The 26,691-nt window shown below is 47.5% G+C and carries 24 protein-coding genes, 1 pseudogene and 2 riboswitches; of the genes and pseudogenes, 14 read left to right on the plus strand and 11 right to left on the minus strand.

Going from position 1 to position 26,691, the window contains the following annotated elements; genetic code table 11:
- The first annotated feature begins 106 nt into the window (after positions 1–106).
- The 5 genes from manD to AC6I8I_RS12495 all read left to right on the plus strand — a co-directional run bounded on the left by manD (position 107) and on the right by AC6I8I_RS12495 (position 6,024).
- A complete protein-coding gene (gene manD / locus AC6I8I_RS12475) occupies positions 107–1,321 on the plus strand; it encodes a D-mannonate dehydratase ManD (RefSeq protein WP_031377175.1) in 1,215 nt (404 codons plus the stop codon).
- Positions 1,322–1,331: 10 nt separating this feature from the next.
- Positions 1,332–2,342 (plus strand): Zn-dependent oxidoreductase, encoded by a 1,011-nt coding sequence (locus AC6I8I_RS12480; RefSeq protein WP_312055464.1) that lies wholly within the window; start codon positions 1,332–1,334, stop codon positions 2,340–2,342.
- 80 nt (positions 2,343–2,422) lie between these two features.
- A complete protein-coding gene (locus AC6I8I_RS12485; protein WP_031377177.1) occupies positions 2,423–3,706 on the plus strand; it encodes an MFS transporter in 1,284 nt (427 codons plus the stop codon).
- A gap of 67 nt (positions 3,707–3,773) precedes the next feature.
- Entirely contained in the window at positions 3,774–5,237 is a 1,464-nt protein-coding gene (locus tag AC6I8I_RS12490; protein WP_497827904.1) for a mannitol dehydrogenase family protein, read from the plus strand.
- A gap of 100 nt (positions 5,238–5,337) precedes the next feature.
- On the plus strand, positions 5,338–6,024 hold the full coding sequence (locus AC6I8I_RS12495; protein ID WP_312055462.1) for a GntR family transcriptional regulator: 687 nt from the start codon (positions 5,338–5,340) through the stop codon (positions 6,022–6,024).
- 50 nt (positions 6,025–6,074) lie between these two features.
- Here the strand turns inward: AC6I8I_RS12495 and thiD are convergent, their stop codons facing one another.
- From thiD to AC6I8I_RS12510, 3 genes are all read right to left on the minus strand, one after another.
- Positions 6,075–6,875, minus strand: coding sequence for a bifunctional hydroxymethylpyrimidine kinase/phosphomethylpyrimidine kinase (gene thiD, locus AC6I8I_RS12500; RefSeq protein WP_497827905.1), 801 nt, complete (start codon positions 6,873–6,875; stop codon positions 6,075–6,077).
- Positions 6,862–7,659 carry a hydroxyethylthiazole kinase gene (thiM, locus tag AC6I8I_RS12505; protein WP_497828660.1) on the minus strand — a complete coding sequence of 266 codons (798 nt, stop codon included), beginning with the start codon at positions 7,657–7,659 and terminating at the stop codon, positions 6,862–6,864. Before thiM ends, thiD begins: the two co-directional genes overlap by 14 nt.
- Positions 7,660–7,693: 34 nt before the next feature.
- Positions 7,694–7,789, minus strand: a riboswitch (TPP riboswitch).
- A 206-nt stretch (positions 7,790–7,995) separates the two neighbouring features.
- Positions 7,996–8,703, minus strand: a complete 708-nt coding sequence (locus AC6I8I_RS12510) for a hypothetical protein (protein WP_497827906.1) — start codon at positions 8,701–8,703, stop codon at positions 7,996–7,998.
- A 1,136-nt stretch (positions 8,704–9,839) separates the two neighbouring features.
- On the opposite strand from AC6I8I_RS12510, the gene AC6I8I_RS12515 reads away from it, so the two are divergent.
- The 5 genes from AC6I8I_RS12515 to AC6I8I_RS12535 all read left to right on the plus strand — a co-directional run bounded on the left by AC6I8I_RS12515 (position 9,840) and on the right by AC6I8I_RS12535 (position 12,255).
- On the plus strand, positions 9,840–10,025 hold the full coding sequence (locus tag AC6I8I_RS12515) for a hypothetical protein (protein ID WP_497828661.1): 186 nt from the start codon (positions 9,840–9,842) through the stop codon (positions 10,023–10,025).
- 115 nt (positions 10,026–10,140) lie between these two features.
- On the plus strand, positions 10,141–10,650 hold the full coding sequence (locus AC6I8I_RS12520) for a hypothetical protein (protein WP_497827907.1): 510 nt from the start codon (positions 10,141–10,143) through the stop codon (positions 10,648–10,650).
- Positions 10,647–10,793: a hypothetical protein gene (locus AC6I8I_RS12525; protein WP_497827908.1), complete on the plus strand. Its 147-nt coding sequence runs from the start codon at positions 10,647–10,649 to the stop codon at positions 10,791–10,793. The genes AC6I8I_RS12520 and AC6I8I_RS12525 overlap by 4 nt, the downstream gene beginning before the upstream one ends.
- Positions 10,790–10,987: a hypothetical protein gene (locus tag AC6I8I_RS12530; RefSeq protein WP_238561445.1), complete on the plus strand. Its 198-nt coding sequence runs from the start codon at positions 10,790–10,792 to the stop codon at positions 10,985–10,987. Before AC6I8I_RS12525 ends, AC6I8I_RS12530 begins: the two co-directional genes overlap by 4 nt.
- Complete coding sequence (locus AC6I8I_RS12535; RefSeq protein WP_497827909.1) at positions 10,960–12,255, plus strand: primase-helicase family protein; 1,296 nt, start codon at positions 10,960–10,962, stop codon at positions 12,253–12,255. The genes AC6I8I_RS12530 and AC6I8I_RS12535 overlap by 28 nt, the downstream gene beginning before the upstream one ends.
- 563 nt (positions 12,256–12,818) lie before the next feature.
- Here AC6I8I_RS12535 and AC6I8I_RS12540 read toward each other — a convergent pair.
- On the minus strand, positions 12,819–13,451 hold the full coding sequence (locus tag AC6I8I_RS12540; RefSeq protein WP_497827910.1) for a recombinase family protein: 633 nt from the start codon (positions 13,449–13,451) through the stop codon (positions 12,819–12,821).
- Positions 13,452–14,062: 611 nt separating this feature from the next.
- Here AC6I8I_RS12540 and AC6I8I_RS12545 point away from each other — a divergent pair.
- Both AC6I8I_RS12545 and AC6I8I_RS12550 read left to right on the plus strand, forming a co-directional pair.
- On the plus strand, positions 14,063–16,168 hold the full coding sequence (locus AC6I8I_RS12545; RefSeq protein WP_497827911.1) for an ATP-dependent nuclease: 2,106 nt from the start codon (positions 14,063–14,065) through the stop codon (positions 16,166–16,168).
- Complete coding sequence (locus AC6I8I_RS12550; protein ID WP_497827912.1) at positions 16,165–17,910, plus strand: UvrD-helicase domain-containing protein; 1,746 nt, start codon at positions 16,165–16,167, stop codon at positions 17,908–17,910. The genes AC6I8I_RS12545 and AC6I8I_RS12550 overlap by 4 nt, the downstream gene beginning before the upstream one ends.
- A 208-nt stretch (positions 17,911–18,118) precedes the next feature.
- Here AC6I8I_RS12550 and AC6I8I_RS12555 read toward each other — a convergent pair whose 3' ends face one another.
- The 6 genes from AC6I8I_RS12555 to AC6I8I_RS12580 form a co-directional block, all read right to left on the minus strand.
- Positions 18,119–18,358: a hypothetical protein gene (locus AC6I8I_RS12555; protein ID WP_497827913.1), complete on the minus strand. Its 240-nt coding sequence runs from the start codon at positions 18,356–18,358 to the stop codon at positions 18,119–18,121.
- 336 nt (positions 18,359–18,694) lie between these two features.
- Positions 18,695–19,648 carry a hypothetical protein gene (locus tag AC6I8I_RS12560; protein WP_497827914.1) on the minus strand — a complete coding sequence of 318 codons (954 nt, stop codon included), beginning with the start codon at positions 19,646–19,648 and terminating at the stop codon, positions 18,695–18,697.
- A 31-nt stretch (positions 19,649–19,679) separates the two neighbouring features.
- Positions 19,680–19,943 carry a hypothetical protein gene (locus AC6I8I_RS12565; RefSeq protein ID WP_497827915.1) on the minus strand — a complete coding sequence of 88 codons (264 nt, stop codon included), beginning with the start codon at positions 19,941–19,943 and terminating at the stop codon, positions 19,680–19,682.
- Between the two features lie 116 nt (positions 19,944–20,059).
- On the minus strand, positions 20,060–21,421 hold the full coding sequence (locus AC6I8I_RS12570; RefSeq protein ID WP_497827916.1) for a tyrosine-type recombinase/integrase: 1,362 nt from the start codon (positions 21,419–21,421) through the stop codon (positions 20,060–20,062).
- Positions 21,422–21,488: 67 nt separating this feature from the next.
- Positions 21,489–21,585: riboswitch (TPP riboswitch) on the minus strand.
- A 264-nt stretch (positions 21,586–21,849) separates the two neighbouring features.
- Entirely contained in the window at positions 21,850–22,059 is a 210-nt protein-coding gene (locus tag AC6I8I_RS12575) for a helix-turn-helix transcriptional regulator (protein WP_497828662.1), read from the minus strand.
- A 42-nt stretch (positions 22,060–22,101) separates the two neighbouring features.
- Positions 22,102–23,270, minus strand: a protein-coding gene (locus AC6I8I_RS12580) for an IS3 family transposase (protein WP_497827917.1) whose coding sequence is annotated in 2 segments (ribosomal slippage) — positions 22,102–23,021 and positions 23,021–23,270 — 1,170 coding nt in all. Because the reading frame shifts where the segments join, the coding sequence is not laid out codon by codon here.
- A gap of 146 nt (positions 23,271–23,416) precedes the next feature.
- Here AC6I8I_RS12580 and AC6I8I_RS12585 point away from each other — a divergent pair.
- Positions 23,417–24,520, plus strand: coding sequence for a hypothetical protein (locus tag AC6I8I_RS12585; RefSeq protein WP_497827918.1), 1,104 nt, complete (start codon positions 23,417–23,419; stop codon positions 24,518–24,520).
- 89 nt (positions 24,521–24,609) lie between these two features.
- Positions 24,610–24,919: pseudogene (locus AC6I8I_RS12590) on the plus strand (recombinase family protein); the annotation flags it as partial.
- A 152-nt stretch (positions 24,920–25,071) separates the two neighbouring features.
- Here AC6I8I_RS12590 and AC6I8I_RS12595 read toward each other — a convergent pair.
- Positions 25,072–26,688, minus strand: coding sequence for a TIGR02391 family protein (locus AC6I8I_RS12595; protein WP_497827919.1), 1,617 nt, complete (start codon positions 26,686–26,688; stop codon positions 25,072–25,074).
- Positions 26,689–26,691 lie beyond the last annotated feature (3 nt).

Raw genomic sequence — 26,691 nt, forward strand, 5'->3', positions numbered from 1 at the left:
ATGTAAACGCTTTGTGATTGCCTTCACAACTCTGCCCGGTCAACTTGTATGGTAGTATTAAAGCGCGTATTTTTTCATCATTGAATGCTGACTGAAGGCTACCAGGATGAAAATTGTTAACGCTGAAGTATTTGTGACCTGCGCAGGCAGAAACTTTGTCACCGTCAAAATCACCACCGATCAGGGCCTGACCGGGATTGGTGATGCCACGCTGAATGGCCGCGAATTACCGGTCGCCTCCTACCTGAAAGATCACGTTTGCCCGCAGCTGATTGGCCGCGATGCGCATCAAATCGAAGATATCTGGCAGTACTTCTATAAAGGCGCTTACTGGCGTCGCGGTCCGGTCACCATGTCAGCCATTTCGGCGGTGGATATGGCGCTGTGGGATATCAAAGGCAAAGCCGCCAACATGCCGGTTTACCAGCTGCTGGGCGGCGCATCGCGCACCGGCGTTATGGTCTATTGCCACACCACCGGTCATTCGATTGATGAAGTGATGGACGACTACGCGAAGCACAAAGAGCTGGGATTCAAGGCGATTCGCGCCCAGTGCGGCGTGCCAGGCATGAAAACCACCTACGGCATGGCCAAAGGCAAAGGTCTGGCCTACGAGCCGGCGACCAAAGGCAACTGGCCGGAAGAGCAGCTCTGGTCCACCGAGAAATACCTCGATTTCACGCCAAAACTGTTCGCAGCGATCCGCGACAAATTTGGCTTCGATGAACATCTGCTGCACGACATGCACCATCGCCTGACGCCGATTGAAGCGGCGCGTTTCGGTAAGAGCGTGGAAGATTATCGCCTGTTCTGGATGGAAGATCCGACGCCGGCTGAGAACCAGGAGTGCTTCCGCCTGATCCGTCAGCACACCGTGACGCCAATTGCGGTCGGTGAAGTGTTTAACAGCATCTGGGACTGTAAACAGCTGATTGAAGAGCAGCTGATTGACTATATCCGCACCACCATCACCCATGCGGGCGGCATTACCGGCATGCGCCGCATCGCAGATTTCGCCTCACTTTACCAGGTGCGCACCGGTTCACACGGCCCGTCCGATCTCTCACCCATCTGCATGGCGGCGGCGCTGCACTTCGATCTCTGGGTACCGAACTTCGGTGTGCAGGAGTACATGGGCTTCTCTGAGCAGATGATGGAGCTGTTCGAGGCGAACTGGACCTTCGATCAGGGCTATATGCATCCGGGCGATAAACCGGGTCTGGGCATTGAGTTCAATGAGAAGCTGGCTGCCAAATATCCCTATGAACCCGCCTATCTGCCGGTGGCCCGTCTGGAAGACGGTACGCTGTGGAACTGGTAAGGAGAGCCTGATGAAAAGTGTGGTGATTGAACAACCGGGCGAGCTGGTGCTGGCTGAACGTGCTCTGCCGCAGCCAACAGCCGGTGAAGTGCGGGTCAAAGTGGCCTATGCCAGCATCTGCGGTTCGGATGTGCATATCTGGCACGGCCACAACCCGTTTGCTAAATATCCGCGGGTGATTGGTCATGAGTTTTTTGGCGTGATTGATGCGCTGGGCGAAGGCGTCGATCAAGCCCGGCTCGGCGAGCGCGTGGCGGTCGACCCGGTGGTCAGCTGCGGTCACTGCTACCCCTGCTCGGTCGGTCGCCCCAACGTCTGTACCTCACTGCAGGTGATTGGCGTGCATCGCGACGGTGGTTTCAGCGAATATGCGCTGGCGCCGGCCAGCAACGCTCATCATCTGCCGGATGCGATCCCCGACCGGCTGGCCAGCCTGGTCGAGCCGTTCACCATTGCGGCTAACATCACCGCTTTCCTGCAGCCGCAACCGCAGGATGTGGCGCTGATTTACGGGGCCGGTCCAATGGGACTGACCGCCATCCAGGTGCTGAAGGGGGTCTACAACGTCAGCGAAGTGATGGTGGTGGATCGTCTGCCGGAACGGCTGGAGCTGGCGCAGCAGAACGGGGCCGATCGGCTGTTTAACAACAGTGAGATCCCGCTGGCGGCGCAGCTGGAAGGCATTCAGCCGACGCTGATTATCGACGCGGCCTGCCATCCCACCATTCTGGCAGAAGCGGCTGCCCTCGCCTCTCCGGCGGCACGCATCGGTCTGCTGGGCTTTTCCGGCGAGCCCTGCAGCATTACCCAGCAAAGCCTCACCAGTAAAGAGTTGTCGCTGTTTACCTCACGTCTCAACAGCAACCGCTTTCCGCAGGTGATTGACTGGATGGAAAAAGGGTTAATCCAGCCAGAGAAGCTGGTCACGCACTATTTCCCGTTGCAGGAGATTGAACGCGCCATGACGCTGTTCGAAAAAGATCCGCGCACCTGCTGCAAAGTGATCCTTCAAATGGGCTAATGCCCACTGAACACCAGGTGTCCTCAGCCGGTGCGTACCCACCGGCTTATTACAAAGAGAAAACAGATCACGGAGTTTTTATGTTCAAGAATCTGCGCTGGACCCTCGTTTTGCTGTTGTTCCTGGTTTACATGATCAATTACCTCGATCGTGTTGCCTTATCACTGACGGTGCCGCTGGTAGAGAAAGATCTGGCGATCAATGCTGAGCAGTTCGGCATGATCTTTGGCAGCTTCTTCTTCGGTTACGCGCTGTTTAACTTCGTCGGCGGCCTCGCCACTGACCGGTTTGGCCCGAAAATCGTGCTGGCCGTCGCGGTAGGCGCCTGGTCGATTTTCTGCGGCATGACTGCGCTGGCGACCGGTTTCTGGTCGCTGCTGATCCTGCGCGTGCTGTTCGGCATGGCTGAAGGCCCGATCTGCGCCTCGGCGAATAAAGCGATCAACGGCTGGTTTCCCAAAAAACAGGCAGCCACCGCGATGGGCTTACTCAGCGCCGGTTCGCCACTGGGTGGCGCGGTTGCCGGTCCGATCATCGGTTATCTGGCGCTGGCGTACGGCTGGCGTCCGGCCTTCATCATCGTCTGCTGCATCGGTCTGGTGTGGATGACCTTCTGGCTGTTCTTTGCCGCGGACAACCCGGCGAAAAGCAAACGGGTCAGCGAAGAGGAACGTCTCTTAATTGAACGCCTGAAAGCGGCTAACCCTAACGATGAAGCCGATCTGTCAGAAACTGCCCATCCGTTTGGCTACTACCTGCGTCAGCCAATCATCCTGGTGACCGCGTTTGCCTTCTTCTGCTACAACTACATCCTGTTCTTCTTCCTGAGCTGGTTCCCGGCCTATCTGGTGCAGGCCCATGGTCTGGATATTAAGTCGATGAGCATTACCACCATGATCCCGTGGATTGTGGGTTTCGTCGGCCTGGCGCTGGGCGGCTGGATCTCCGATAAAATCTTCAACATCACCGGCAAACTGTTGTTGTCACGTAAAATTGTGCTGGTGGTCTCACTGCTGGCGGCGGCAATTTGTGTGGCGCTGGCAGGTACGATAAAAGAGGTGGTTCCTGCGGTGATGATGATGTCGGTATCGATCTTCTTCCTCTACATTACCGGCGCGATCTACTGGGCGATTATTCAGGATGTGGTGCACAAGAGTCGTGTCGGCAGCATCAGCGGCTTTATCCACCTGGTCGGCAGCCTTTCCGGCATCATCGGACCGATTGTGACCGGCTTTATCGTCCAGCATACCGGTAAGTTTGACAGCGCCTTTGTGCTGGCCGGCGCTGTCGCTGCGCTGGGTGCCTTCCTGGTGCTGTTTGTGATCCGCAGCCCGAAGACCCAGGATAAGCCAGTTTCGGTGTAATCCTCATCACGCAACATGATCACTGATTTCGGGGCGCCTCGCGCCCCGTTTGCCATAAGGACGGACTATGTTACAGATCGATCGCCTGCCCGCTGAGATCCAGCGCCCTGCCTATGACCGGGCCCAGCTTAAAACCCGTATGGTACATATCGGCTTTGGTGCCTTTCACCGCGCGCATCAGGCGCTGTGCAGCGATAAGCTGGCCGCCGAACACGGCAGTGACTGGGGTTACTGCGAAGTGAACCTCAACAGCGGCGAACTGATTCAGGCGCTGCGTGAACAGCAGTTGCTCTATACCCTGACCGAAATGGCGAATGATTCGCTGCAGACCCGGGTGATCGGCGTGATTACTGCGGCGCTGCACGGCAAAGGCGACGGCATTGAGGCGGTGATTAACGCCATGTGTCAGCCCGAGGTGGCGATTGTTTCAATGACCGTGACCGAGAAAGGCTATTGCCATCAGCCAGCCAGCGGCAATCTGAACCCGGATCATCCCGATATCCTGCATGACCTCGACAATCCACAGACGCCGCGTTCGTTGCCAGGGCTGATTCTGGCTGCGATTAATCGCCGTCGGCAACTCGGTCTGCCGCCCTTCAGCGTGATGTCGTGTGACAACATGCCGGAGAATGGCCACGTCACCCACAACGTGATTGTGCAGCTGGCGCAGCGCCAGGATGCCGCGCTGGCTGAGTACATTCAGCAGCAGGTGACCTTTCCCTCAACCATGGTTGACCGGATTGTGCCGGCGATGACGGAGGCGGCGTTTGACGCGCTGGCCGGGCGGCTCGGCTCCCGTGACCCGGTGGCGGTTGAAGCGGAACCGTTCTTTCAGTGGGTTATTGAAGATAACTTTGTCAGCGGTCGTCCGGCGTGGGAAAAGGCGGGTGCAGAGCTGGTCAGCGACGTCTTGCCGTATGAAGAGATGAAACTGCGGATGCTGAATGGCAGCCACTCGTTTCTCGCCTACCTCGGCTATCTTGCCGGTTATCAGCACATCAGCGACTGCATGGCCGATCCGCACTTCCGCGCCGCTGCCCGTTCACTGATGGTCGATGAGCAGGCTCCCACCTTGCGCACCCAGGGCGTGGACCTTGAAGCCTATGCCGATTCGCTGATCGCCCGCTACGAAAACCGCGCCATCAAACATCGTACCTGGCAAATCGCTACTGACGGATCGCAAAAGTTACCGCAGCGTCTGCTGGACAGTCTGCGCTGGCATCTGAGCAATAACAGCCGCTGTGAACTGCTGCTGCTCGGCGTGGCTGGCTGGATGCGCTATGTCGGGGGCATCGACGAACAGGGTCAGCCGATTGAGGTTCGCGATCCGCTGAAGAGCACGCTGGCAGAATGCGTGGCCGGCAGCGAAGAAGGTGAAGCGCGGGTGCGTGCGCTGCTGGGCCTGCGCCAGATCTTCGGCGACGACCTGGCAGGCAACGCCGATCTGGTCGCCCGGCTGACCGCCCGTTATCAGCAGCTGACTACCCAGGGTGCGCGTGCGACGGTGCAGCAGTACATGACCCGCGCCTGATGCTGTGATGACAAAGCACTGGCGCAGACGCAGCGTGCTGATTAGACTGACTCTTTCCCTTCGGGCTGGCACCAGCCAGCCGTAATATGGATATTGCTGCATGTCGATCGCCTATACCATTACCACCAGCGAACCGGTGAATCAGCAGATTTACCGGTTTTTGCGCAAAGATATCGTGACCTGTGTGATTCAGCCGGGTTCGCTGCTGTCGGAAAAAGAGGTCTCTGCGCGTTTTAACGTCTCACGCCAGCCGGTGCGCGAAGCGTTCATCAAGCTGGCCGAAGCCGGACTGGTACAGGTATTGCCGCAGCGCGGCACCTTTGTGCGTAAAATTTCCGCCAAACGGGTGGCGGACGGCCGTTTCATCCGTGAAGCGGTGGAGGTTTCCGTGGTGCGCCGTGCGGCGCTGGAAATTGGCGAGCCGGCGCTGATGATGCTGGAACACAACCTTCAGCTGCAACGCATGTCGGCTGAGCGGCATGACAGCCAGGCGTTTCTCAGCCTTGATGATGAGTTTCACCGGCTGATTGCCGAGAGTATTGATTGCAAGCTGGCGTGGGAAACCGTCGAGAACATCAAAGCAGCGATGGACCGGGTGCGTTTTCTCACCCTGAGTGAAGTTTCACCGCCGGAAAGCCTGATTGAGCAGCATGAGGAGATTTTTTCAGCGTTGAAACATCACGACGCAGACGCCGCCGAAGCCGCGATGCGCCGTCATTTGCAGGAGATGATTTTCTCAATAACCCCTATCGCCGAGCGCAACAGCGCCTGGTTTGAAGCACCCTGACCCGGTAATGTGCCGTCCCGCCGCCTCAGCGCGGGATGGCGCATCTACCGTTACCACCACTGATGAAAATGGTGCACCGGCCCGATTCCCGTACCGACCTCCAGTGAATCCGCCTGTAACAACGCCTGCTGCAGCCAGGCTTTCGCTTCGGTGATCGTATCAGCCCAGTCGGCGTGACGCGGACGCAACGCCGCCAGCGCCGCTGACAGCGTGCAGCCGGTGCCGTGAGTATGACGGGTATTGACCCGCGGGGTGCTGAACCGCTGCTGGCCCGACGGGGTGATCAGCCAGTCCGGGCTGTTATCAGCCGTCAGGTGACCGCCCTTGATCAATACTGCCTGACATCCCGCCGCCAGCAACGCCTCGCCCTGCGCCCGCATCTGCGCTTCGCTCTCCGCCACCGCGCACCCCAGCAACGCTGCTGCTTCCGGCAGATTCGGCGTAATCAGCGACACCTGCGGTAACAGCAGTTCGCGGACGCTGGCAATGGCATCGGCGGATAACAGCGGATCGCCGCTTTTCGCCACCATCACCGTATCCAGCACCACGAAAGGAATTGCGCTGCGTTTCAGCCGCGCCGCAACCTGCCCGACGATGGCGGTTTCCGACAACATGCCAATTTTAGCGCTGTCGATGCGCACATCGTCCAGCACCGAGTCGAGCTGGGCGGCCACAAAGTCTGCATCAATCCGGTAGACCGACTGAACGCCACGGGTATTTTGCGCCACCAGCGCGGTGATCACGCTGGTGCCATACGCGCCCAGCGCTGAAAAGGTTTTCAAATCGGCCTGAATCCCTGCCCCGCCGCTGGGATCGGTCCCGGCGATGGTCAGTGCATTAATGCGTTTCATGGTCAACCTCCAGCGTCCAGAGCGCATCAAGAAATGCTGTGGCAAAACTGCCGGGGCCGGCTGAGCTTGCCGCCGCCTGTTCACCGGCCCGCGCCATCACCTGACAGGCACTGGCAACGTTGAGCAGCCGATCGCCGCTCAGACTGCTGAAGCCGGCTACCACCGCCGACAGCGCACAGCCGGTACCGACCACCCGCGTCATTAACGGGCTGCCGCCGCGAATGGCAAAGGTGCGCTGGCCGTCGGTGGCGTAGTCTACTTCGCCGGTCACAATCACCAGCGTTTGATAGTCGCGGGCCAGCTGCCGGGCAGCCTCCAGCGCTGCATCCGCCTGATGCAGGCTATCCACTCCGCGTCCGCCGCTGGCCTGTTGCGCCAGCGCCATGATCTCTGACGCGTTACCGCGGATCACCGCCGGCTGCTGGCTCAGCAGCCGCTGGCAGAAAGTGGTGCGCAGCGTCAGTGCGCCGACCGCCACCGGGTCCAGTGTCCAGGGCGTTCCCGCCTGCCTGGCGGCCGTGACTGCCGCCTGCATCGCCTGCTGGCGCTCAACGGTCAGCGTTCCGACGTTTATCAGTAAGGCATCGGCAAAGCCGCTGAACTGCGCGGCTTCCTCCGCATCAATCACCATCGCTGGCGAAGCGTTGAGCGACAGCAGCACATTGGCGGTGAAGTTTTGTACCACGTCGTTGGTCATGCAGTGCACCAGCGGTGACTGACGGCGGAAACGGTGCAGAATGGGCGCGAATTGCGCAGCAGAAAGGTGTTGAGATTGATGTGTCATCATAGCTCCCAACCGGCGAACAAGAAGGCGAATGCGGTCAGGCATCAGACTTCCCTACGCTGGCATTATCCAGATCAGGTCAGCGGGTGTATCTCAGCCCTGTATTAGAGGGGCACCCCGAGTCATTTAAAATCAAAATCAACTACTTGCGATTAACGTCCCGTTAATCCCTGATCAGGATAATGCCAGCGGGAAGTCCAACAAACAAGCTCTAAAAACTGTACAAATCCCATAAAGTATCCCAGCTTGTGTCCCAAGTTATTAATGGAACGAGGTGGAAAAGATGCAAAAAAGCCGGGATATTCCCGGCTGGAATTTGCATTCTCAGGCAAGCGCTCAGGCTGCACTTCGTAAACGAGCATAGTGCAAACCAATCTCATCAATAAGTGGCTGCAAGTTTTTGCTACCTTTGACGGTGAACATAGTTGCTGGCTGATGGTCGTTGATGTGTTCATTGATATTTAATGGGCAAGAAAGGCGTATCGATGGCCTCATTGTGGTAGGCATTGAGGTTGTTAATCTCACCAAATTATCTTCTGTATACTCTAATATCGGAGGTTGATGGCGAACCATTCTCTTCCCGCAATAAGAGAGCAATTCTTTTACCTTCCACCATTCGCATGCCTTAACCCAAGAACGTATCTTTTCACGTTCATCGTCAGTCAAATTGAAAATTTCTTGATGTTTAGACTCGCTCCGTCGTGACAATCTGGCGTGATGATAAATAGCGTCCGACGCACACCTCAGCACTTTTGTCATACGCTGGGTGTTTCGTCTGGAAGGGGCTGTCCAATCACCTTGCGAGATATTGTAATCCCACATCTGCTTAAATACCGTGGGTGTATCAATGCAATCAAGCCGTTTCAAGATCGCTATGATTCGTTCGCCACTATAACCTCTCGATTCCTTCTCCTGCCCCATCGCCCCCCAGATACAATCTTCCACAATCTGAGGTAATTCAGATAATGAGCTATGCTTTAGCAGGAATGCTCGCACCGCTTTATTATCCACACCCTTTGCCACTGCACCTTTCGTTCTTGCCATGTTTTTCTCCTTTTTAAATGGGTATATAAAATCCTCCGCTATCGCTGGTAGCGAGCAGGATATGTGGCCCTCCTTGTGGATGGCATTTAGTAGGGGTTACCGTTTTACGGTAATTTGATTTATCCGGCATTGCGCCAAACGTTCTGGAACACAGCTTTTGAGACTGTTAATTGAAGTTCGCTTGTAGCAAGAAGCGTCCACAACCTTATCGAAGTGCATTGCCACAAATGTTGCTGATCGCTATTCCACACATATGCTTTTCAACCAGTGATGTAAACATCCCCGTTAAATGCACACAATATGCAACAGCAATCCGGTGTAACCGCTGGGTTACCTGAGTCCACGAGTGGGACAATCCACACAGAAACAGGTCATGAGACCTGTTGAGGCTGTGGCATGTAACAGAGTGGTAAACGAAGGTTATGGTATGGACAGACGATTCAGTTTACGTCTGATACAGGCCATTATCTGAATATCATCTAAAGAGGCGAAGCCATCTCGTAACGTCGTGACGAGAAGAAAAAACACATCTAATCACTGATGACACCCGTCATCTTGCTGTGATTAACTTCTATAGATGAGTTGGTTTTTTCGAAGAAACAGTTGTTGGTGCTTTAAATATTTCGAAAAAGGATTTCAAAGACCATAGCCCGTATGGGTGAGTGTTGTGTATTTTCTTTCCTGACTAAGGAATGAAAATTAACAAAAGCGAGGTCTCTTTATATTGTGGCGTTTTATTCCCTTTCCAACATGCAGTCGGACAGTAAGCGCTTGCACCGTCGTAACACGCTTGATTCAACCAAAGGGCCAAACACGAACATCGTGATTAATTTAATTTATCAAAATCAATACCACCCATCATCCTCAAAAGCCGTAGATTGTCAATAGCAACCCCGAATTCAAATGAAATTGATATCTATTTCCATCAAAATGTGATAAAATAAATTCTATTAATTAATAACTTAACAGAGGAAGCCTTGTGCCATAAATTTACGCCAGTCCCGTTTTCGTTACCTAATGAGGCGGAACGCACCTACCTGGTATCTATACTGAATACCGTTGACCTACGCGCGACAACCCCAAGGATCAACGTCCTGCACTACCTGAACGAAACCGATATCCCCGTTACCGCTGAGATGGTTTCAAGGTACGTCGATCTCCCGTTATCCACAGCTTATCGGGCATTGACGGCGCTTGAAACTAACAGCCTTGCAGGAGTTACGTTTGGACGCTCCGAAGTAACGCGCTGGTTCCGGTTCCTCCCGGACAGGCCTCAACATTGCCCTGCGTGCGGGCAGAGCTTCTTTACAGAGTACGCGTAAGCCGAACACACAAACACTGACGAGATGGCCGCACTACACGGTCACATCAAATGACGCTCACCACGGAGCGCCATTGGGCTTTTACGCCCATTTCCAACCGATTACGGAGAAAACCATGACTACTAAAAGACAGGCCCAGAAAGCCGCTGAGAGCGATCTACAGGCATTCCTGAGCGAAGCCGCAGAACGGTTCAAACCTGACGCCACCGTACTGGCAGCACGGATTGATACCGCTGTCCAAAGGTACACCGCCACCAGCACTACTCAGCGCTTCAACGCCCCAGGAGCACTTGCAATGCAACAGTTACAGGAGCGGATTCTTGAGGGCTGGCGGTACGATATCGGCATCCCTCAATCAGTCTACCTTGCCGGTAGCACAGGGAACATATCGATCACGCTTCGCAAACCGGCAGAGCTGTTGGAACAGGAGATCACCGACCTGAAACGGCAAGTGGAAGATGAATATCACAGAGAGCTGGCAAACGGGCTGGAGCGTGAACTGGACAGGCTGGTTCAGGACGCCGCCAACGAAACACAGCGCCGTGCTGAGGAAGCCGCAGCCGCAGAGCGGGAAGCTATGCGCCATCGCCTCAAAGATATGCTTTTGGCAGGAGCGACTGTATGACGAAGATAAAAAGCGGGACGCCAACGCCCGCCCATATTGACCCGGACGCGCTCGAACGGGCAATAGCCGCCGCTCGTAAAATCCAGGGTGCCAATCGGGACAGGTACAAATCGCTACCCGTCCAACCGGAGGTTAAAAAATGAAAATTTATGACATCACAGTGACGGGAACTACCGCCGACTGGCTGACCGCCACGCGCGGAAATATACCTCTGCCGGTGTTCGTTCGTAAGCTGCTGACTGAGATCGCCAGCCAGCCCGAGAAATACAGTGACCTGACCAATACAATTAACGACTCAGTGGAGTGCAAATGCCAAACCCGAACAACGAAAAAATAAAGAAACAGATTCTCAACGCCTTTATCGACTACCTGAAAAATCATGGATGGGTGCTCAAAGCGACAAATAACCTCTCAGTCCTGTTCAACATCCATGATGGTGTCACCCTCAACGATGACAGCATCAGCGGGCTGTTTTACCAGTGGGCCAACCAAAACTCATATGCTGAGATTGAGTACGAGGATCATTGGTGGAACAACATACGCCGCCGGTTAACGTTCGTCATCGGTGAAGCCTTCCAGCCAGCGGTAGACCCGGAATTATTTGTGCCGTTGAGTTCCGGGGTGTTTGCAGTCAATACGTACAAAAGATACGAGAGTGACGGACCAGCTAAAGGTTTTAACCCTGAACCGGCCCCGTGGATTGAGTTTATCGAGCGCCTGTTTCCGCAAGACACTGACAGGAAAATAGTGTGCGACTGGATGGCACATATGCTCCAGCGCCCCGATCAGCGTCCATCCTGGCACCTGTTGTTCACCGGCGATACTGGTACCGGGAAAGGCGTGCTCTTTGAGCATATCCTCACCCCGTTGCTTTCAGGGCAAACCGCCTCGCTGGACTCATTCGCCAAACTGACGGAGAAACACAGCACAACGCTGACCTCCAATATGTTGATCCACCTGGATGACGTATCAACCAACAGTGACAGCCAGATGACCCGGTTAAAATCTATCCTCAGCGAGGAATGGCAGCGGCTACGACCACTTTATGAAGCGGAGCGGAGTGCACGGGTTTTCGCAAGGATCATATTGTCGAGTAACCAGCCTCGGCCTCTGCGACTGGATGAGAATGAGCGCCGCTGGTACGCCCCGGAGTTTATGACGCACAAAGCCGACCGGCAAGAGACGCAATTATTCATCCAGAATCGTCTATTGCCGTGGGTATCCAGCGGCGGGCTGGACGTAATTTATGAGTGGCTTATGGCGCGTGACCTGAGCCAGTTCAACCATAAATACGTGCCGCAGTCAGATTGTCTGCGCCGAATGATCTCGGATTCAGTTTCAATCCTGGAAATGCAGGTTCGTGAGTGGGTAACAGATAACCCGGCATTCCGACTGGAAACGCTACAGGCCCACTTCTCCGATCTCCGAAACTGCCAGATAGCTTCCAGCTACCTGACCGCTATGCGTTACCGGAGATGCCAGCCGTACCAGAAAAACCCAGACCCGACCGGAAAAACGTCAAAACAATGGTGGTGGATGCCTGATGGCTGGACACCCGCCAGCCTGAGGGAGCACCTTACAAACGCCGAGGTGTTCACATTCTGAGGGGGATTTATTCCCCTCTTTTCTTTAGCAGCCGCATTTGTACCCCACTATGGACCCCATGCTTACCCCGCCTATTACCCCACCATGAATAATTCATTAAGTGCATAATATATAATAAAAAATCAAACTCTACCCGTGGCACCCCACCACGTTAAGATCTTTTTTTATAAACTATGTGCTCTGTTGGCGCACGCCAGTGAGCAACAGGGGCAGCCGTAGGCAGTGCGTAGCGCCGTGTGCAAATCCTAAAGCGGCGACCTTGTTCTTGGCTCAGGGACAGAGGCGGTGCTGGTCGAGAAAATGGACAGGCAACGGCTAAGCGCTAAACAAGGTTCGACTCCACCGGACCAGCCTTACGCACAGGAAAAATTTCTACAGGGCATATTCCCATGATAAATTTGTTGCCAGCAGGCACAGCAACGCCCACAGCGATCTACACGACGCCGATTTTCCCAGATTAAATGCGTGAATAACCCTTTTTAAAACAAAAAATCCCCGCACATGGCGAGGATCTCAATACACCCGACCATCTCAGGTCGGCACTTTGGATTGTGGAAGGCGGGTTAACCCGTGATGCCGGTCTCTTTCAGACTCTTGCTCACTTTGGCAACCGTCGCACGGGAACAGTTCACCGTCCCCATGATGTCGGTGTACGACATACCCGCTTTCAGCAGTTTACCGATCTTCTCATTACGCTGGGCATCCTCCGGGCGGCCTTTAAACTTACCAGCCGCCTTTGCCTTGCTGATCCCCTGAGACTGACGGCGCTTACGGTCGGTGTAATCCTTACGTGCAATAGCGGCGAGCATATCCAGCATCATCCCGTTCAATGCTTCCAGCATTCTGCTGGTAAACTCATCACCGGGCTGAATAAGCTGGTGGCTGGTCGGCAAGTCTAAAGCAACGACTATTACGCCCTTGCTATCAATCCGTACTCGTAACTTGTTCCAGTCATCACCGCTTAAACGTGACAGTCGATCTACCTGCTCCACAAGCAGTACGTCACCCTTTTGTGCGGTATCCAGCAAACGGAACAACTCAGGACGCTGCAATGACGCCCCCGACTCGTTCTCTTTGAAATAGGTGGCAATAGTCATACCCTTAGAATGAGCGAACTCATCAAGCTGCTCTCTGGCGCGTGATGCGTCCTGCTCTTTAGTCGAGGCTCTGAGGTATGCATAAACACGTGGTGTCATGGTGATGTACCTTAACAGTCTGTTTTAAGTGGTTCAACAGTAACAGTCTGTTAAGAGTGGTTCAATAAATGTTTTTCCCGGCCTGACTGGTTCAATAAACCAGTGCCTCTTTAGGTATACTTAAACCAGACCACATGGACAGCAGATCCATTAGGCAGATAGATATTTGAGAATTATAGCGGATAAATATTCCTAACATCTCAAGCAGGCTTAGCCATCCTCCAACCATATCAACAGCAAGAAAGCATATTTTTCAATTGCATATAATGTCACTACTGTAATGTTGTTATCTCCAAACACGGGTTTTTACATCGTTGCAGAAAGGCTATACCTGCCCCTATCAGACGCAAATAATTTCTAAGAGTGTTGTAGAGCACTTGCGGCGTCAGATAAATCGCGTTGCATTAAATCTTGCACTATCAAAATTGCTGGCTGGAAAACTATTGACCCATATCTTGAATAATACTTAAGATTTCGGCTATAAAAATAAATTGACAAATAGTGTCAAGGCATCATAAAAAGTTATCACAAACAATAAGTAACAGACAAAATTTTAACTTTATAACCAGCTTATTGTAAGAAGAGCATACCACCTAAAAAAAGGAATTCTTATGTATATTAGTAAGCTCAGCATAAACAACTTCAGAAATTTCCATAGGGCGGAATTTAATTTTAATAAAGGTGTTAATACACTTCTGGGTGAAAATGCTTCTGGGAAATCAAATGCATTTCATGCCTTGAGACTTTTGTTAGACGACTCTCTTTCAAGAAATGCAACTAAATTAATAGAAAGTGATTTCTGTAGAAAACTATCTAATTGGAAAGGGCATTGGATTATAATATCAATAGAACTTAATGAGTTATCCTCTCATGAAAGTATTCGAACAATAAAACATCTCACGGGAAAAATGAGCGATGAAAATGAAGGTAAGTTAAGTTTATATTTTCGGCCTTCATACAAATTCAGACGAGACCTCTTTATCAACAATGGGGATCCCAAAGCCATTACAGAGATTCTCAGTAAAATCACTATAGATGATTATGAAACAATCTTAACAGGAAGAGCATCGGTAGACTTTTTAGATGAACAAGTATATACCTCTTTAGTTGGGGACTTCGCAGGATGTAGCTTTCCAAATCCTGATGATGAAAGATTTAATTTATACGGAACTAAGGTGTTCCCTATATATGATGAGGTGTCTTTCACGTTTATAAAGGCGTTGCGTGATGTCGTATCCGATCTTAGAAACCATAGGGTAAGCCCACTTTTAGCTTTATTAAAGGATTTGGGAGACAAGCTCACTCCACATGATTCAGATGAAATAGTAGATAAAGTAACAGGGCTGAACACTCTTATCTCAGGACTCGATGAAGTTACAAAAGTTTCAAAAGGAGTTCAAAACACTCTAAATAAAACAATTGGTTATACTTTTTCACCATTAGTTGGCATCGAGTCCTCTCTACCTGAAGACATTGATGAATTAGTTCAAAAATTGTCACTTGTCGTAGGTGATAATTACAATGGTGGTTATAAGGGAGACATTAGTGAACTGAGCTTAGGTGGTGCCAACCTAATATATATGGCGTTAAAACTTTATGAGTATGAAGTTAAACAAGGTTCTGATAAGGCAGCCCAAATACTCCTAATTGAAGAGCCTGAAGCGCACATACATACACATATACAAAAAACACTTTTCGAAAAATATTCAGGTGATAAAACTCAAGTATTCTTAACAACACATTCAGCACACATATCCTCAGTATCGAAAATCTCCAACATGAATATTTTATCACTTCAATCTGGAATAGCAGATGTGTTCCAACCTTATAAAGGGTTAGAACCAGATGAGTGTAGCCGAATTGAAAGATATCTCAACGCCACGAGGTCAACGCTCCTTTTTGCAAAAGGGGTAATATTAGTTGAAGGAGATGCAGAACTTATTTTAATCCCAGCAATGGTAAAAAAAGTCTTTGGTTTATCTCTTGATGAATTAGGACTTAGCTTAATCAGCATGGATAGTGCGTTTTTTGACCATATATCAAAACTCTTCCATGATTCAAGAATTAGGAAACGTTGTGCAATCATTACAGACTTAGATAGTGCTTTTGTTCAATTGCCAGAAGATAGTATCGATGATGATGATGTTATGAAAGGGTATAGGAACTCTGAAATTGCAGGTGCTCAACGTAAAATTTCTCTTGATGCCGCCATAGTTCACAACAAATTTATTTCAGCCCATTATGCAGAACATACCTTCGAGGTTGACTTTCTAAAATCCAACAATGCTCAAGAATATATACGTGCATTAGGGAAAATCTATAAGCGTAAATTTGATATTGATCAAAGCAAAGCAATATTAGAGGATTATGAAAGCTCTGAAGCTGCTGTGGAAGTTTTGCGTTTAGCTAAGAAAGAGGGGAAAGGGTGGCTCTCCCTGCTTGTATCAGAAGGAGTAAATTCAGTGACATTTGTTCCAGATTACATCCTTAAAGCAATTGCATTCTCTTTAGATCCCGGGTTGTCTGATTCTGTTTTTAAAAAGATGTGTGATTATAGATTGAATAATAAAACCTTTCATGATGATGAAAAAGAGAAGGTTAAGGTTTTTTTTAAAATCGAAAATAATGATAGCGGTTACGTTGAGTATTTTATCGATTCAATACCAGAAGACGACTTGAGTAAACTGATTAACTATTTCGATGGATACAAATTATGAAGCTAAGCGATGAGCAACAGGCCGCTGTATCATTCCCCGGTAATGTATATGTTTCCGCTTGTCCAGGAAGTGGTAAAACACGAGCATTGACTGCGAAAATAATTACAGCTATTCGACAAAAAAGTTCCGTGAAAAAAATATTAGCCTTAACATATACTAATAGAGCTGCTGATGAGATTGAAAAACGCATTGATCAGTTACTTACGGATGGAGATGATATGTTATGGGCGGGAACAATTCACTCTTTTGCTATTGAATGGATACTCAAACCCTATGCATGTTACATTCCAGAGATTAGTAATGGATTTTCGCTTATAGATGAGTATGAAGCATCTAACTTAATTTTTGATCTAAAAAATAAAAATAAATTAGGATTTAACGATAAAGTTAATTTTTCATATGACCTTAAAGGTGAAGTGTATAACGACAGTGAAGTTAAAAAACGGGTAGAGAAAGAATTCAGACAGCATCTGCTAAAAAATAAAAAGATTGATTTTGACCAAGTATTGTATTTTTCTCATCGACTCCTTTTTGAGAAAAGAGAGGTGGCACAGGTAATCGGAGGACTGTTCGAGTTAATTTGTATTGATGAGGTTCAGGATACTCAAACTCTTCAGTACTCCATAATATCCTCAATTTATAATGAATCAATCGTTAAGCAGAGGCTGTTTTTGGTTGGCGATTTCAATCAATCTATTTATGATGGATTTGGTGCGTCAAAATCTATAGCAGAAGTTAAAAAGCTATTTATTGGCTCAGATATCAAAGACTTCCCTTTCAATGACAACTATAGATCAACGCAAAGGTTAGTAGATTACTTCTCTTTTTTCAGAGGTGTTAAAGGCCAAATATCAAAGGCGCAATACTCAAAATTGCGTGGGAAAATAACATTCAGGAACAATGATATCAGTAAAGATATGCTGCCGGAAGAAATTGCCAAAATAATACAATCTGAGATAGCATCTGGTGTTAGCGAAAAAGATATTTGCATTATCGCCCCTCAATGGGCGCCAATAAAGTCGATGGCAAAAAGGCTCACTGTATTAGTTCCTGATGTAAAGTTCGATGCTCCTTCTCTGTCTCCCTTTTATGGACAAAGAGATAATGTTTGGTTTTATGTAATTAAAATACTATTGACAGATTCTTCAGGTTGCTTATTTACTTCAAGGATCAGGTGGGCTAATAAAGTACTAAGTTTTTTTGAAAGTTATAATCCTAATCTATCTCTTTGGAAAGCTAAAGACTTACTCAAACTAATGAATTCGTTTACATCAAATGAAAAGAGAGGGACATTTTACTTGGTTGAGGCTTGTGCATATCTTTTAAAAAACATTTCACTATCGCTCGATGATAATAATTTGATAAGGGAGTCTTATGATACTTTCTTTGAAAAGGCAAATAAAAATATTACTAAATATGCCGATCAATACGATGATGATATAAATGTTTTTAGAGTTTTTTTTCGAGAATCAACAGGTGTTGTTATAAATAGCTGCCATGGTGTCAAAGGTGAAGAGTATGAAGTGGTTATTGCATTCGGTATGTTGAGAGGATTTATACCTCATCGTGAAGAAATTAAAAATAATCCGGTTAAAGCGAAAGATTCAGAGTCAAAACTTCTTTATGTCATATGTTCAAGGGCAAAAAAGAACTTGTATTTAATAGCTGAGAAACGTGACTATTACAAAACTCCCTATCAGGCAGCATTCCTCCTAAAAAATTATAACTACAATTATGATTGAAGTTTTTAAACTTTATTTTTAGGGGCGTTAACAATGCCCCATGTTATTTTTATTGAGAATTTATTCCTTATGGATTTTTAAGGTGATTACTTTTGAATGTAATTTTTTTAAAGAGTTATAATTAATTCTTTCGATAGTAATATAGTTAAACTATCTTTATTGCCCGCTATAAAATTGAATATTTTCCCCTATGGGGATAATATTTTAGTCAACTTTTGACTTCAACTGTTACCCCACCTCGCTCATACTTGATTATGAATTTGTATACCTTGTCGCAAGTAACCGTTACTTCATCTCCGAAAAAAGCAGTCTGAACATCATCCACCCTGTCACATTCATAACCAACATAGCGGATCTCAGACTGCACCTTTTGTTTGTCCATTTGCTCTGTAGCAATCGCTGCTTGCATAACACCGCACCAACCCACGAGCAACACAATGAATTTCATCACTTTTATTGTCTACCTTTCTGATTTCTCAATGCTAAACATAAAATTTCACGAGATTATTGATCGATAAAACCGATCAATTCAATAAAAATGATCGATTTTATCGATTTATCGGTCAGCAGCCATGACTGTACGAAGGGGCTTATGAAGGAGATGGATTTGCTGGTGAGGGTGGATTGCCCATGCGATACAAAAAGAGATACAGTGTGTGATACAAGACAAACAGCAGCCTGATGTATTGGGATACGTTCCTGACTTATCGGTCAGTTTAAGCATAAAACCCTGTCGGGACAGGGCTTTGAATTTATGGTCGAAATAATCACAATTAGCCGAAAGCTATTTCTTACCGTGATGCGAGAACATGTAATCTTTGATTAGAAATTCATCATATTTAGCAGGTAAGAGAGCCACTTCTCCCCATCCAAGCTGAGGGGTCATATATCCCATCCCAACCTCATCGACTTGGCTGTAAAAAACAACTATCCGATTAATGTTATTTCCATTAAAAAATCCTCTCCCATCAGCAGTATCATTAGTAATTCGTATCCTGAAATCTTTGAATGATGTTCCTTGGGTGATCTTTAACCAGACATTGCTATGACCTGAGAACCTATCAATTTTCCAAAACGTACCAAAATAGAATGCTGGCTCAGAGCAACTATCTGTTATGTCATCGATCTTCTTGAGAGAGTCACACAACCTATAACGTTTAGCTCGACCATCTTCACCAACAAGATAAATCTCACGATAATAATTGTGATTAAAATTCACGCATAGGGACTGAATACTTGTTATCTGACTGGGAACCTTGAAAGATTCACCATGATGGCGGGAAATGGGCAATGAGACCTCTTTGCCATTTTTTCTTTCGAAATGCGAATCGACAGGTATTTCGTTACCTTCCGTGTCTATCCGGGGATTATTATCTGGACGAGACTCAAGAAAGCCACTTATGACAATGAGATCCTCATCTTCAACGGCTTTTTTTGCATCTTCTTGAGATGAATATTTTTTGTACTGAATGGGTCCACATCTCAAGCTACAGAAAGGGGCATTATCATCCTTAAGATGTTTATAATAGGCAGGAACTTCGTTAGTAGTCATTCCCTTATCTGGATCAGCTGGTACCCGAGTTATATGTTCATAGCAGGAAGGACAGAAAATATATCCTTTCATTTGCAATGAGTAGGCCAAGGGTTCAACGGTATTTCTTTTTAGAGCAAGAAGTGTATGCTCGCCCTTTGACCAGTCAGGGTCATAATATGCGTAAGCGATTCTTCGAATTGCCATCTTATCTCCTTGATAAAAATTACATTATCAATTATTTATTCCAATATGAAGATGAGATGCCATCAAGATAGCCTTGAGCATAGGCAGCATGCGGACTCTTATGCCTAACGTTTCCTGCTTGGCTTTCTGGTAAGGAATCTAAGTTAATATGGAGAGTTTCATCTCTTCTTGTTCCCGCCTCATATCCTCTTTCATAAGCACAACCACAACACTTGTGTCTTCCAACTCCCCCTTGATCGTCAGGTAGTTGTTCAAAAAAATCCCAGTAACGATGTTCATGTTCACAATTAGCCATAACACACCTTTCCTTCTGTGAAGTACGGATTAAAACTATATGAATACCGCACGCTTGTTTTTCAAGACAAATCCTAAATACTTTTTGATCTTAATCACAAAAAAATTAATGTGTCATTATACCCAGCACAATCCGTCAATTACGTAGCAAACTGAATTTAGCGGAAAAGTATGCAAATAGCGTCTCGTAATCCCTGATCCGCTTTTCTCATGCCCTACCACCTGCTGCAAGTGCGCCAAGTTACCAACCCAGCCAGCTAAACAGGTTGAGATCATGGTATGCCTAAATGAATGCACCAAGCGTCGCTGTCCATAATCATCAAGGTACGGAATCCCAAGTTGATCTCGGACATCAGCTAAGACCTTGCCAATCTTCGGCATGTTCTTCCCTGCCACTGGCGAGAAGATTTTTTCTTTCCAATGACGATTCACAAAATCGAGGAAACCCCATTCAATTAACTTGGGATGAATCGCAACCTGCCTTGTAGCATTTTCCGTTTTACCCTGCCCTCCTTCTGCTATCAGCAAATAGTGCCGCTGGCTATCTTCGTCAAATTTAATCTGTGACTTCTCAAGTTTGGCTATTTCACTTCTTCTGGCTCCGGTATGAGCAAGCAGTAAAATGATCCACTTCTCCCATCCATCAGGCTGTTCAAGCGCCCAACCCACAAATTTACGCATTTCAGCTGCACTGTACGCACCGAATCTTGCCTTTGTTGGTGCTGCAACAACACCATCTGTTGGCGATCTTTTTAGGATGTCTTTACTGTCAGTGAGAAAGGTTTTGAACAAAGATTTGTAGATTTTGAGATGTTTATGAATAGCCTCAGTTCCCACCAAATCATCCGCTGGAACATCATCACATTCGATCAACTGCTGAATAGTCATTGAACGATATGGCTGAACAACTCGCTTCGGCAGATTTTCCACAATTTCCATCACTTGCTTTATGTCCTGCTTGGTGATTCCCGTAACATCAGTTTCCCCTCCTAAGACAACAAGCAACACTTCCATAAAACGCTCGTTGGCTTGGGCGATTGCTTTAGTCCACTTACGTTCCTTCTCACTTCTGTACATGTTCCATGCTCCAGCCAAAGTTAAAACTTCTGCTGGTTCGGTAACTTGTCTTTGTTCCACAACTACCAGAGGAGTGACAATATCTCGGCGTTCATGCAGTGCTATTGGCTGAGTTTGAGCAAGACGGTGATCATCATCGAAAAATTGATGGGCTATCCATTGATCGGTTTGCTGTTTCAAGCGTTTGGATAAGTTTGAAAGACGAGCAGCAAATTGATCCGGCTGGATTGCACCGCTCTGCACCATGTGAATTACAGGGGAGGCAAACGACATTATCAAATGAGCTTGGGTTTGACTGTCTGTTTCCAGTGACTTACGAAAATATGTATTTCCCGGCAGGCGAAAACGGACGTAGTAAATCCCGTTGCGTGTGATGGTGTGACGAATAGTCTTGTGTCCCATTTGGTGAGCCTCTTTGAGATACGGCTGAACAAAACGGGACAGGCATTGATAGTAATCATTTGATTTGTATCTGAATAATTGCCATGGCTACGCTGGCATTATCCAGTTCAGGTAATACGGGTATTTCTCAGCCTTCACGTGGAAGGGCACCCCGAGTCATGTCGTTACATTTCTGTAATTTTTACCAGATTAGGTTGAGCGGCTGACTGATGCAAGCTCGCCCTTCCGGTTATCGCTTCCTCACGCTGTATCCCAGCTTGTACCCCACCACAGAAACGAAAAAAGGAGCCGTTAAGCTCCTTTGTGATATAACCCAAGACCTCATGGATTCCGAGATTCAGTTTTGCATTCTGTTTTTCTACGTCGTTCAAAGGTGCGGATTACATCCCAGATAAACAAGAACAGCAGATACCAGTACAGTGCGGTGATCATACGCAAACCTCTTGGTTCCAATAGCTTCGAACTGTTCTCAGAGACACACCCATCGCTTCAACCGTTTCCTTCGGTGTTAGCCCTTGAGCCTTATGTTCCAGAACCTTCAAACGCGTTTCATGCTGCTTTCCAGCTTTCTTGATTCCAAGGCATTCGATGGTTGAGCGAGGGAAGTAATGGGTTTTGAGGTATTTCGCTGCCGCCATGTCGGGAACGACAAACACGAGAGGGTGATCGGCCTGTAGTGGTCAACAAAAACTGGCCACCGCGTTAGAGTTTTTCCAGTATCGTTTTTCCAATTCATTTGGTGGTAACCCACCATTATAGTCGTGCGGTCTTAGTGCACTGTAATATCCAACGATATAGTCCGTTATGGCGTGAGCTGCATCGCTGAAGCTTACGTAACCCGTCACCGGCACCCATTCGTTCTTCAGGCTTCTGAAGAAGCGTTCCATCGGGCTGTTATCCCAGCAGTTTCCGCGCCGGATCATACTCTGTCTGATCCTGTATCGCCACAGTAACTGCCGGAACTGCCTGCTTGTATAATGACGCCCCTGGTCGCTGTGGAACATCACCCCGACGGGCTTACCGCGAGTTTCCCATGCCATTTCCAGCGCTTTCATGGTGAGTCTGCTGTCCGGCGAGAACGACATTGCCCAGCCCACTGGTTTTCTTGCGAACAGGTCGAGAACAACGGCGAGGTACGCCCAGCGTTTACCTGTCCAGATATAGGTCACATCACCGCACCACAATTGGTTGGGCTCCGTTACGGCGAACTGTCGCTCAAGATGATTCGGGATAGCAACGTGCTCATGACCGCCACGCTTATACTGGTGAGTTGGCTGCTGGCAACTCACCAGTCCCAGCTCTTTCATGAGCCTGCCAGCAAGCCAGCGCCCCATCGGGTAGCCTCTCTGGGTTGCCATTGTGGCGATGCTTCTTGCTCCGGCCGAACCGTGGCTGATGCCATGCAGCTCAAGTACCTGACTGCGTAATACAGCCCGTCTGCCGTCCGGCTTTTCAGGACGGTTTTTCCAGTATTTGTAGCTGCTGCGATGAACCCCGAACACATGGCAGAGTGTGGCCACAGGATAACGCGCCCTGAGTTTCACGATTATCGAGAACTGTTCAGGGAGTCTGACATCAAGAGCGCGGTAGCCTTTTTTAATATTTCGTTTTCCATTTCAATACGTTGCATCTTCTTCCTGAGTTCACGTATTTCGATTTGTTCCGGCGTTGTCGGGGAGGCTTTTGGCGTTTTGCCCTGACGCTCATCACGCAGTTGTTTGACCCATTTCGTCATCGTGGAAAGACCTACATCCATAGCCTTAGCGGCATCAGAGACGGTGTAGTTTTGATCGACAACCAACTGGGCTGATTCGCGTTTGAATTCAGGACTAAAATTTCTTCTTTTCATTGGAGCACCTGTGTTGTTCTGAGGTGAGCATATCACCTCTATTCAGGTGGCCAAATTCACTATGCCACTACACTTGTTAGTGCTGTTGCGCATCATCGTTGTTCAGGTGTAACTTTAGGTAAACTCCTAAAAACACTGAATATCAAATGATGAAACGCCTTGTCAGAAATCCTGGGAAGTTCGAAGCTCTGGAAGTATTTACAGCATTTAGCCGTGAACATGACTACAAACTGAAATCGCCAGAGGACACTGAAACGTTCCTTGAGCAGTTTGGCGAATCGCTTAAGGCTTCACAGGAAAATCAGATACTACTTCACGGTAAACGCATGGAAGCGTGTTTTGGTCAAATTGCCGCAGGGTTGCATGGATGTCGCCTGATAAAAACTGAAGATACTGGTGACGTAATTTCTGATGATGCCGACATTTTACTACCCGACTACAGGCTCGTCCTGAAGGATGGTAGACAGATATTCGTTGAGGTGAAAAACAGCAGCCTCCCGAACCCTACATCAACATACCTACTAAGAAAGGACTACGTTGCAAAACTTCAACGTTATAGTGAGCTAAACGGTGTCCCATTGTATTTTGCAATCTATTACCGCTGTCTCAGAATGTGGACATTGCTGCCGGTGAGTTCATTTATTGAACTAAAACAGAAGTATGAAACGACACCGATACATTCACTTGCTAATAACGAAATGGCAATGCTCGGTGACGTGACCGTGGGGACTAAGCCCCCTCTTGTCTTCGAACTGGTAGCTGACAGGAATAAAGACGCCTCTGTTGACGAAGACAATCGAGCGAATTTCATTTGCGGTGACGTGAAGATGTATTGTGGCGAAAAAGAGATTGAAGACTACGAAGAGAAGAATATTGCATTCTACCTGATGCGGTTCGGTCGTTGGGAATGTGGTGAACCTGAGGGAATAATGGACGAGAACGGGAAACTTCACTGTGTGCGCTTCACGTTTAATCCTGACTCATTAGAGGATGTCGAACGCAATGGTTTTGCCATGTTTGGTAGCCTCAGCTCAATGATAACTGAAGCATTTAACGAGCATACAGTATATGAGCAAGAAGTGACCGCTATAACTCCGAAAGCTGAACCTGATGTATTCTCTGTTGAGATTCCAAAGGATTACAAAGGTAAGGCTCTGGGTTTGTGGTGTTTCATTATGCAAGCAAATCCTGATTTCAAAATAGGAGTTGGGGAGAAGATGCATTACGAGTACACGGTGGATAAATCATGACATTCACTGACTGGCTAATTCTAAGCTGGCACACCAGCTATACATCTAAAGTCATTGAATCATTACTATCAACAATTTTTTATATGAAAGTGAAGGGCGTGAAGGTTGTCAGCTTGCGAGAAGAATTTGATCTTTCAACTCCAGTGGGTAAACGATGCTCACTATGATGGCTGGAATTGCAAGCCTGGAAAAGACCTGATCGCAGAGCGTAGAACAGCAGAAATCAAACGTGCTCAATCTGAAGGTAAGCATTGCGGCAGACCTATCAAAGCAACCGTTGAACAGGTGCGAGAGTTGCTGGCGCAAGGTTTACCACCAGTTGCGGTCCAGGATAGGTTAGCGATCAGTGAAGCAACCTTCTACAGACTTAAGAAATTCGAACAACTCTCGGATACTTGAGAATTCCGAATGCCGCATTGTAGAGGTCCAAAAATTAACGTTTAACTGTTCAAATAACCACGCTACTAATCAACGGGGGATCAGGACACTCTGAATGAAGCATACACTAAACCCTGAGTATGCTTTCATATCTTCAGAATTTAGATTAATTACTATGCATCTCCTGTTTCCGTGATAACTTCAGCACCTTCCATCCTTTCAAAAAGATAAGAAATCAAACTTAAAACGTTTAAACAATCCAACTCAGAATATTGCTCAGGAACTAATTTATCCAATGGCATATGCGCAACCGGGTTTCTAAAGGACTCAATAACCCCTTGGGAAAGTGAACGCTGTCCACTTTGAATACTCATTCCTGTTTGAGTCGAAATATCACATAATTTAATGACAGGTTTTTTAGGGGAAAAAACTAAATTAACAAGTTCTGTACCATCAAATGTCAGGCCAGTGAGTTCACGAATAACCTCACAGTATATTTTCGTTCCTTGATCCGCTGCCATTCCATATTGTTTGTTTGTGTAGAATGTTTTTATTCTATCTTTAATTTTCTCATTTAAATATCGCCAGTGTAACAAAGGATATTCTGGCACTATTGTATGCAGCGCTTCAATAACAGGACTGTACTTCTCAAGCGCGTCTTCTTCACCAAGAAAATCTATAATTTTTGATGCTTGCTGTCTGATATCTTCAGGCATCGTACTCATCCATTGATTAGTATCTATGCCAGTTGTCACTTCAAGTTCTTTTTCCTTTTTCTCTTTTCGTTTATTTCTCCATTCATTATTAACTTGGTTAATAATTGTTGAGAGATATTCACGAAGAAGAGTCATTTCCTCATTATCCCAATCAATAGACTGCCGGTTGGTTGAGATGACGTCATCATCAAGATCATCAATAAAATCAACAGATATCCATCCGGTCAAGTATTGAAAGAAATGGCTTGATGTGCTGTTTGAAAAAAACTCGGGGTTATTAACAAGTTTCCCTCTTGAAAACAGGGAAATTCCTCTTAAACCTGAATTTGGTCTTATCGGAGTCCGTGAAGTATACAAGGTACCCTTCAATTTATCTTTATAAGGGCTGTCATCTTTCATCAGAGATTCAACATCCCATTCGAACTGCTGCTCAAAACCACTATACCGACGAGCATTATTTACCGTTACAACATGACCATATTGGTCTTTAAGATTTATATTAAAGTTATCATCAACGATAAATATTTTTGACAAGCTGTTAGCAATCGCTTCAAGATCAAACGGGGATTGTCGTTTGAGTTTGGATAATTTTATCGTCGTTCCATTTGCAGCATCTGTAGGTTCATCAGATAACTCTACAGTAGGATTATAGACGCCATCAGCATTAAGTAGTGCATTCCAATCAAGTACAAACCTATTTCTTTTTCCATCCTTAACGGTATCAATAGTTATTTCCCTGGCAAGACCAAACAGGGCTAATTTTCCTAAACCTTTTTTGCCTGTAGCATAACGTCCAAACCGTGGTGTTGGCTTATCGCCATCATGTCGACGTCTATTTCTGCCTATAACTAAAAATCGCTGTTGAATATCTGTGGCACTCATCCCTGTACCATCATCTTTGATGCTAATAAATTTGTTACTCCCTACTTCCAAAAAATCGAGAGTCACATTTCCTGAGTCAGCATCATAAGCATTTGAAATCAGTTCAGCAAGTGCTGGTGGAAGCGTAGAATACATTTTCACGCCGAGATGTTCTATCGTATGAGGATCAAACTTCATTTCGTAATCAGACATGTT

Source organism: Pantoea sp. X-Soil-YNGN-775 (assembly GCF_059730575.1).

Bases quoted from the DNA above. Each gene is read 5' to 3' on its own strand.
- manD (WP_031377175.1), top strand. From the start codon at position 107: ATGAAAATTGTTAACGCTGAAGTATTTGTGACCTGCGCAGGCAGAAAC.
- AC6I8I_RS12480 (WP_312055464.1), top strand. From the start codon at position 1,332: ATGAAAAGTGTGGTGATTGAACAACCGGGCGAGCTGGTGCTGGCTGAA.
- AC6I8I_RS12485 (WP_031377177.1), top strand. From the start codon at position 2,423: ATGTTCAAGAATCTGCGCTGGACCCTCGTTTTGCTGTTGTTCCTGGTT.
- AC6I8I_RS12490 (WP_497827904.1), top strand. From the start codon at position 3,774: ATGTTACAGATCGATCGCCTGCCCGCTGAGATCCAGCGCCCTGCCTAT.
- AC6I8I_RS12495 (WP_312055462.1), top strand. From the start codon at position 5,338: ATGTCGATCGCCTATACCATTACCACCAGCGAACCGGTGAATCAGCAG.
- thiD (WP_497827905.1), bottom strand. From the start codon at position 6,875: ATGAAACGCATTAATGCACTGACCATCGCCGGGACCGATCCCAGCGGC.
- thiM (WP_497828660.1), bottom strand. From the start codon at position 7,659: ATGACACATCAATCTCAACACCTTTCTGCTGCGCAATTCGCGCCCATT.
- AC6I8I_RS12510 (WP_497827906.1), bottom strand. From the start codon at position 8,703: ATGGCAAGAACGAAAGGTGCAGTGGCAAAGGGTGTGGATAATAAAGCG.
- AC6I8I_RS12515 (WP_497828661.1), top strand. From the start codon at position 9,840: ATGGTTTCAAGGTACGTCGATCTCCCGTTATCCACAGCTTATCGGGCA.
- AC6I8I_RS12520 (WP_497827907.1), top strand. From the start codon at position 10,141: ATGACTACTAAAAGACAGGCCCAGAAAGCCGCTGAGAGCGATCTACAG.
- AC6I8I_RS12525 (WP_497827908.1), top strand. From the start codon at position 10,647: ATGACGAAGATAAAAAGCGGGACGCCAACGCCCGCCCATATTGACCCG.
- AC6I8I_RS12530 (WP_238561445.1), top strand. From the start codon at position 10,790: ATGAAAATTTATGACATCACAGTGACGGGAACTACCGCCGACTGGCTG.
- AC6I8I_RS12535 (WP_497827909.1), top strand. From the start codon at position 10,960: ATGCCAAACCCGAACAACGAAAAAATAAAGAAACAGATTCTCAACGCC.
- AC6I8I_RS12540 (WP_497827910.1), bottom strand. From the start codon at position 13,451: ATGACACCACGTGTTTATGCATACCTCAGAGCCTCGACTAAAGAGCAG.
- AC6I8I_RS12545 (WP_497827911.1), top strand. From the start codon at position 14,063: ATGTATATTAGTAAGCTCAGCATAAACAACTTCAGAAATTTCCATAGG.
- AC6I8I_RS12550 (WP_497827912.1), top strand. From the start codon at position 16,165: ATGAAGCTAAGCGATGAGCAACAGGCCGCTGTATCATTCCCCGGTAAT.
- AC6I8I_RS12555 (WP_497827913.1), bottom strand. From the start codon at position 18,358: ATGAAATTCATTGTGTTGCTCGTGGGTTGGTGCGGTGTTATGCAAGCA.
- AC6I8I_RS12560 (WP_497827914.1), bottom strand. From the start codon at position 19,648: ATGGCAATTCGAAGAATCGCTTACGCATATTATGACCCTGACTGGTCA.
- AC6I8I_RS12565 (WP_497827915.1), bottom strand. From the start codon at position 19,943: ATGGCTAATTGTGAACATGAACATCGTTACTGGGATTTTTTTGAACAA.
- AC6I8I_RS12570 (WP_497827916.1), bottom strand. From the start codon at position 21,421: ATGGGACACAAGACTATTCGTCACACCATCACACGCAACGGGATTTAC.
- AC6I8I_RS12575 (WP_497828662.1), bottom strand. From the start codon at position 22,059: ATGGCGGCAGCGAAATACCTCAAAACCCATTACTTCCCTCGCTCAACC.
- AC6I8I_RS12585 (WP_497827918.1), top strand. From the start codon at position 23,417: ATGATGAAACGCCTTGTCAGAAATCCTGGGAAGTTCGAAGCTCTGGAA.
- AC6I8I_RS12595 (WP_497827919.1), bottom strand. From the start codon at position 26,688: ATGTCTGATTACGAAATGAAGTTTGATCCTCATACGATAGAACATCTC.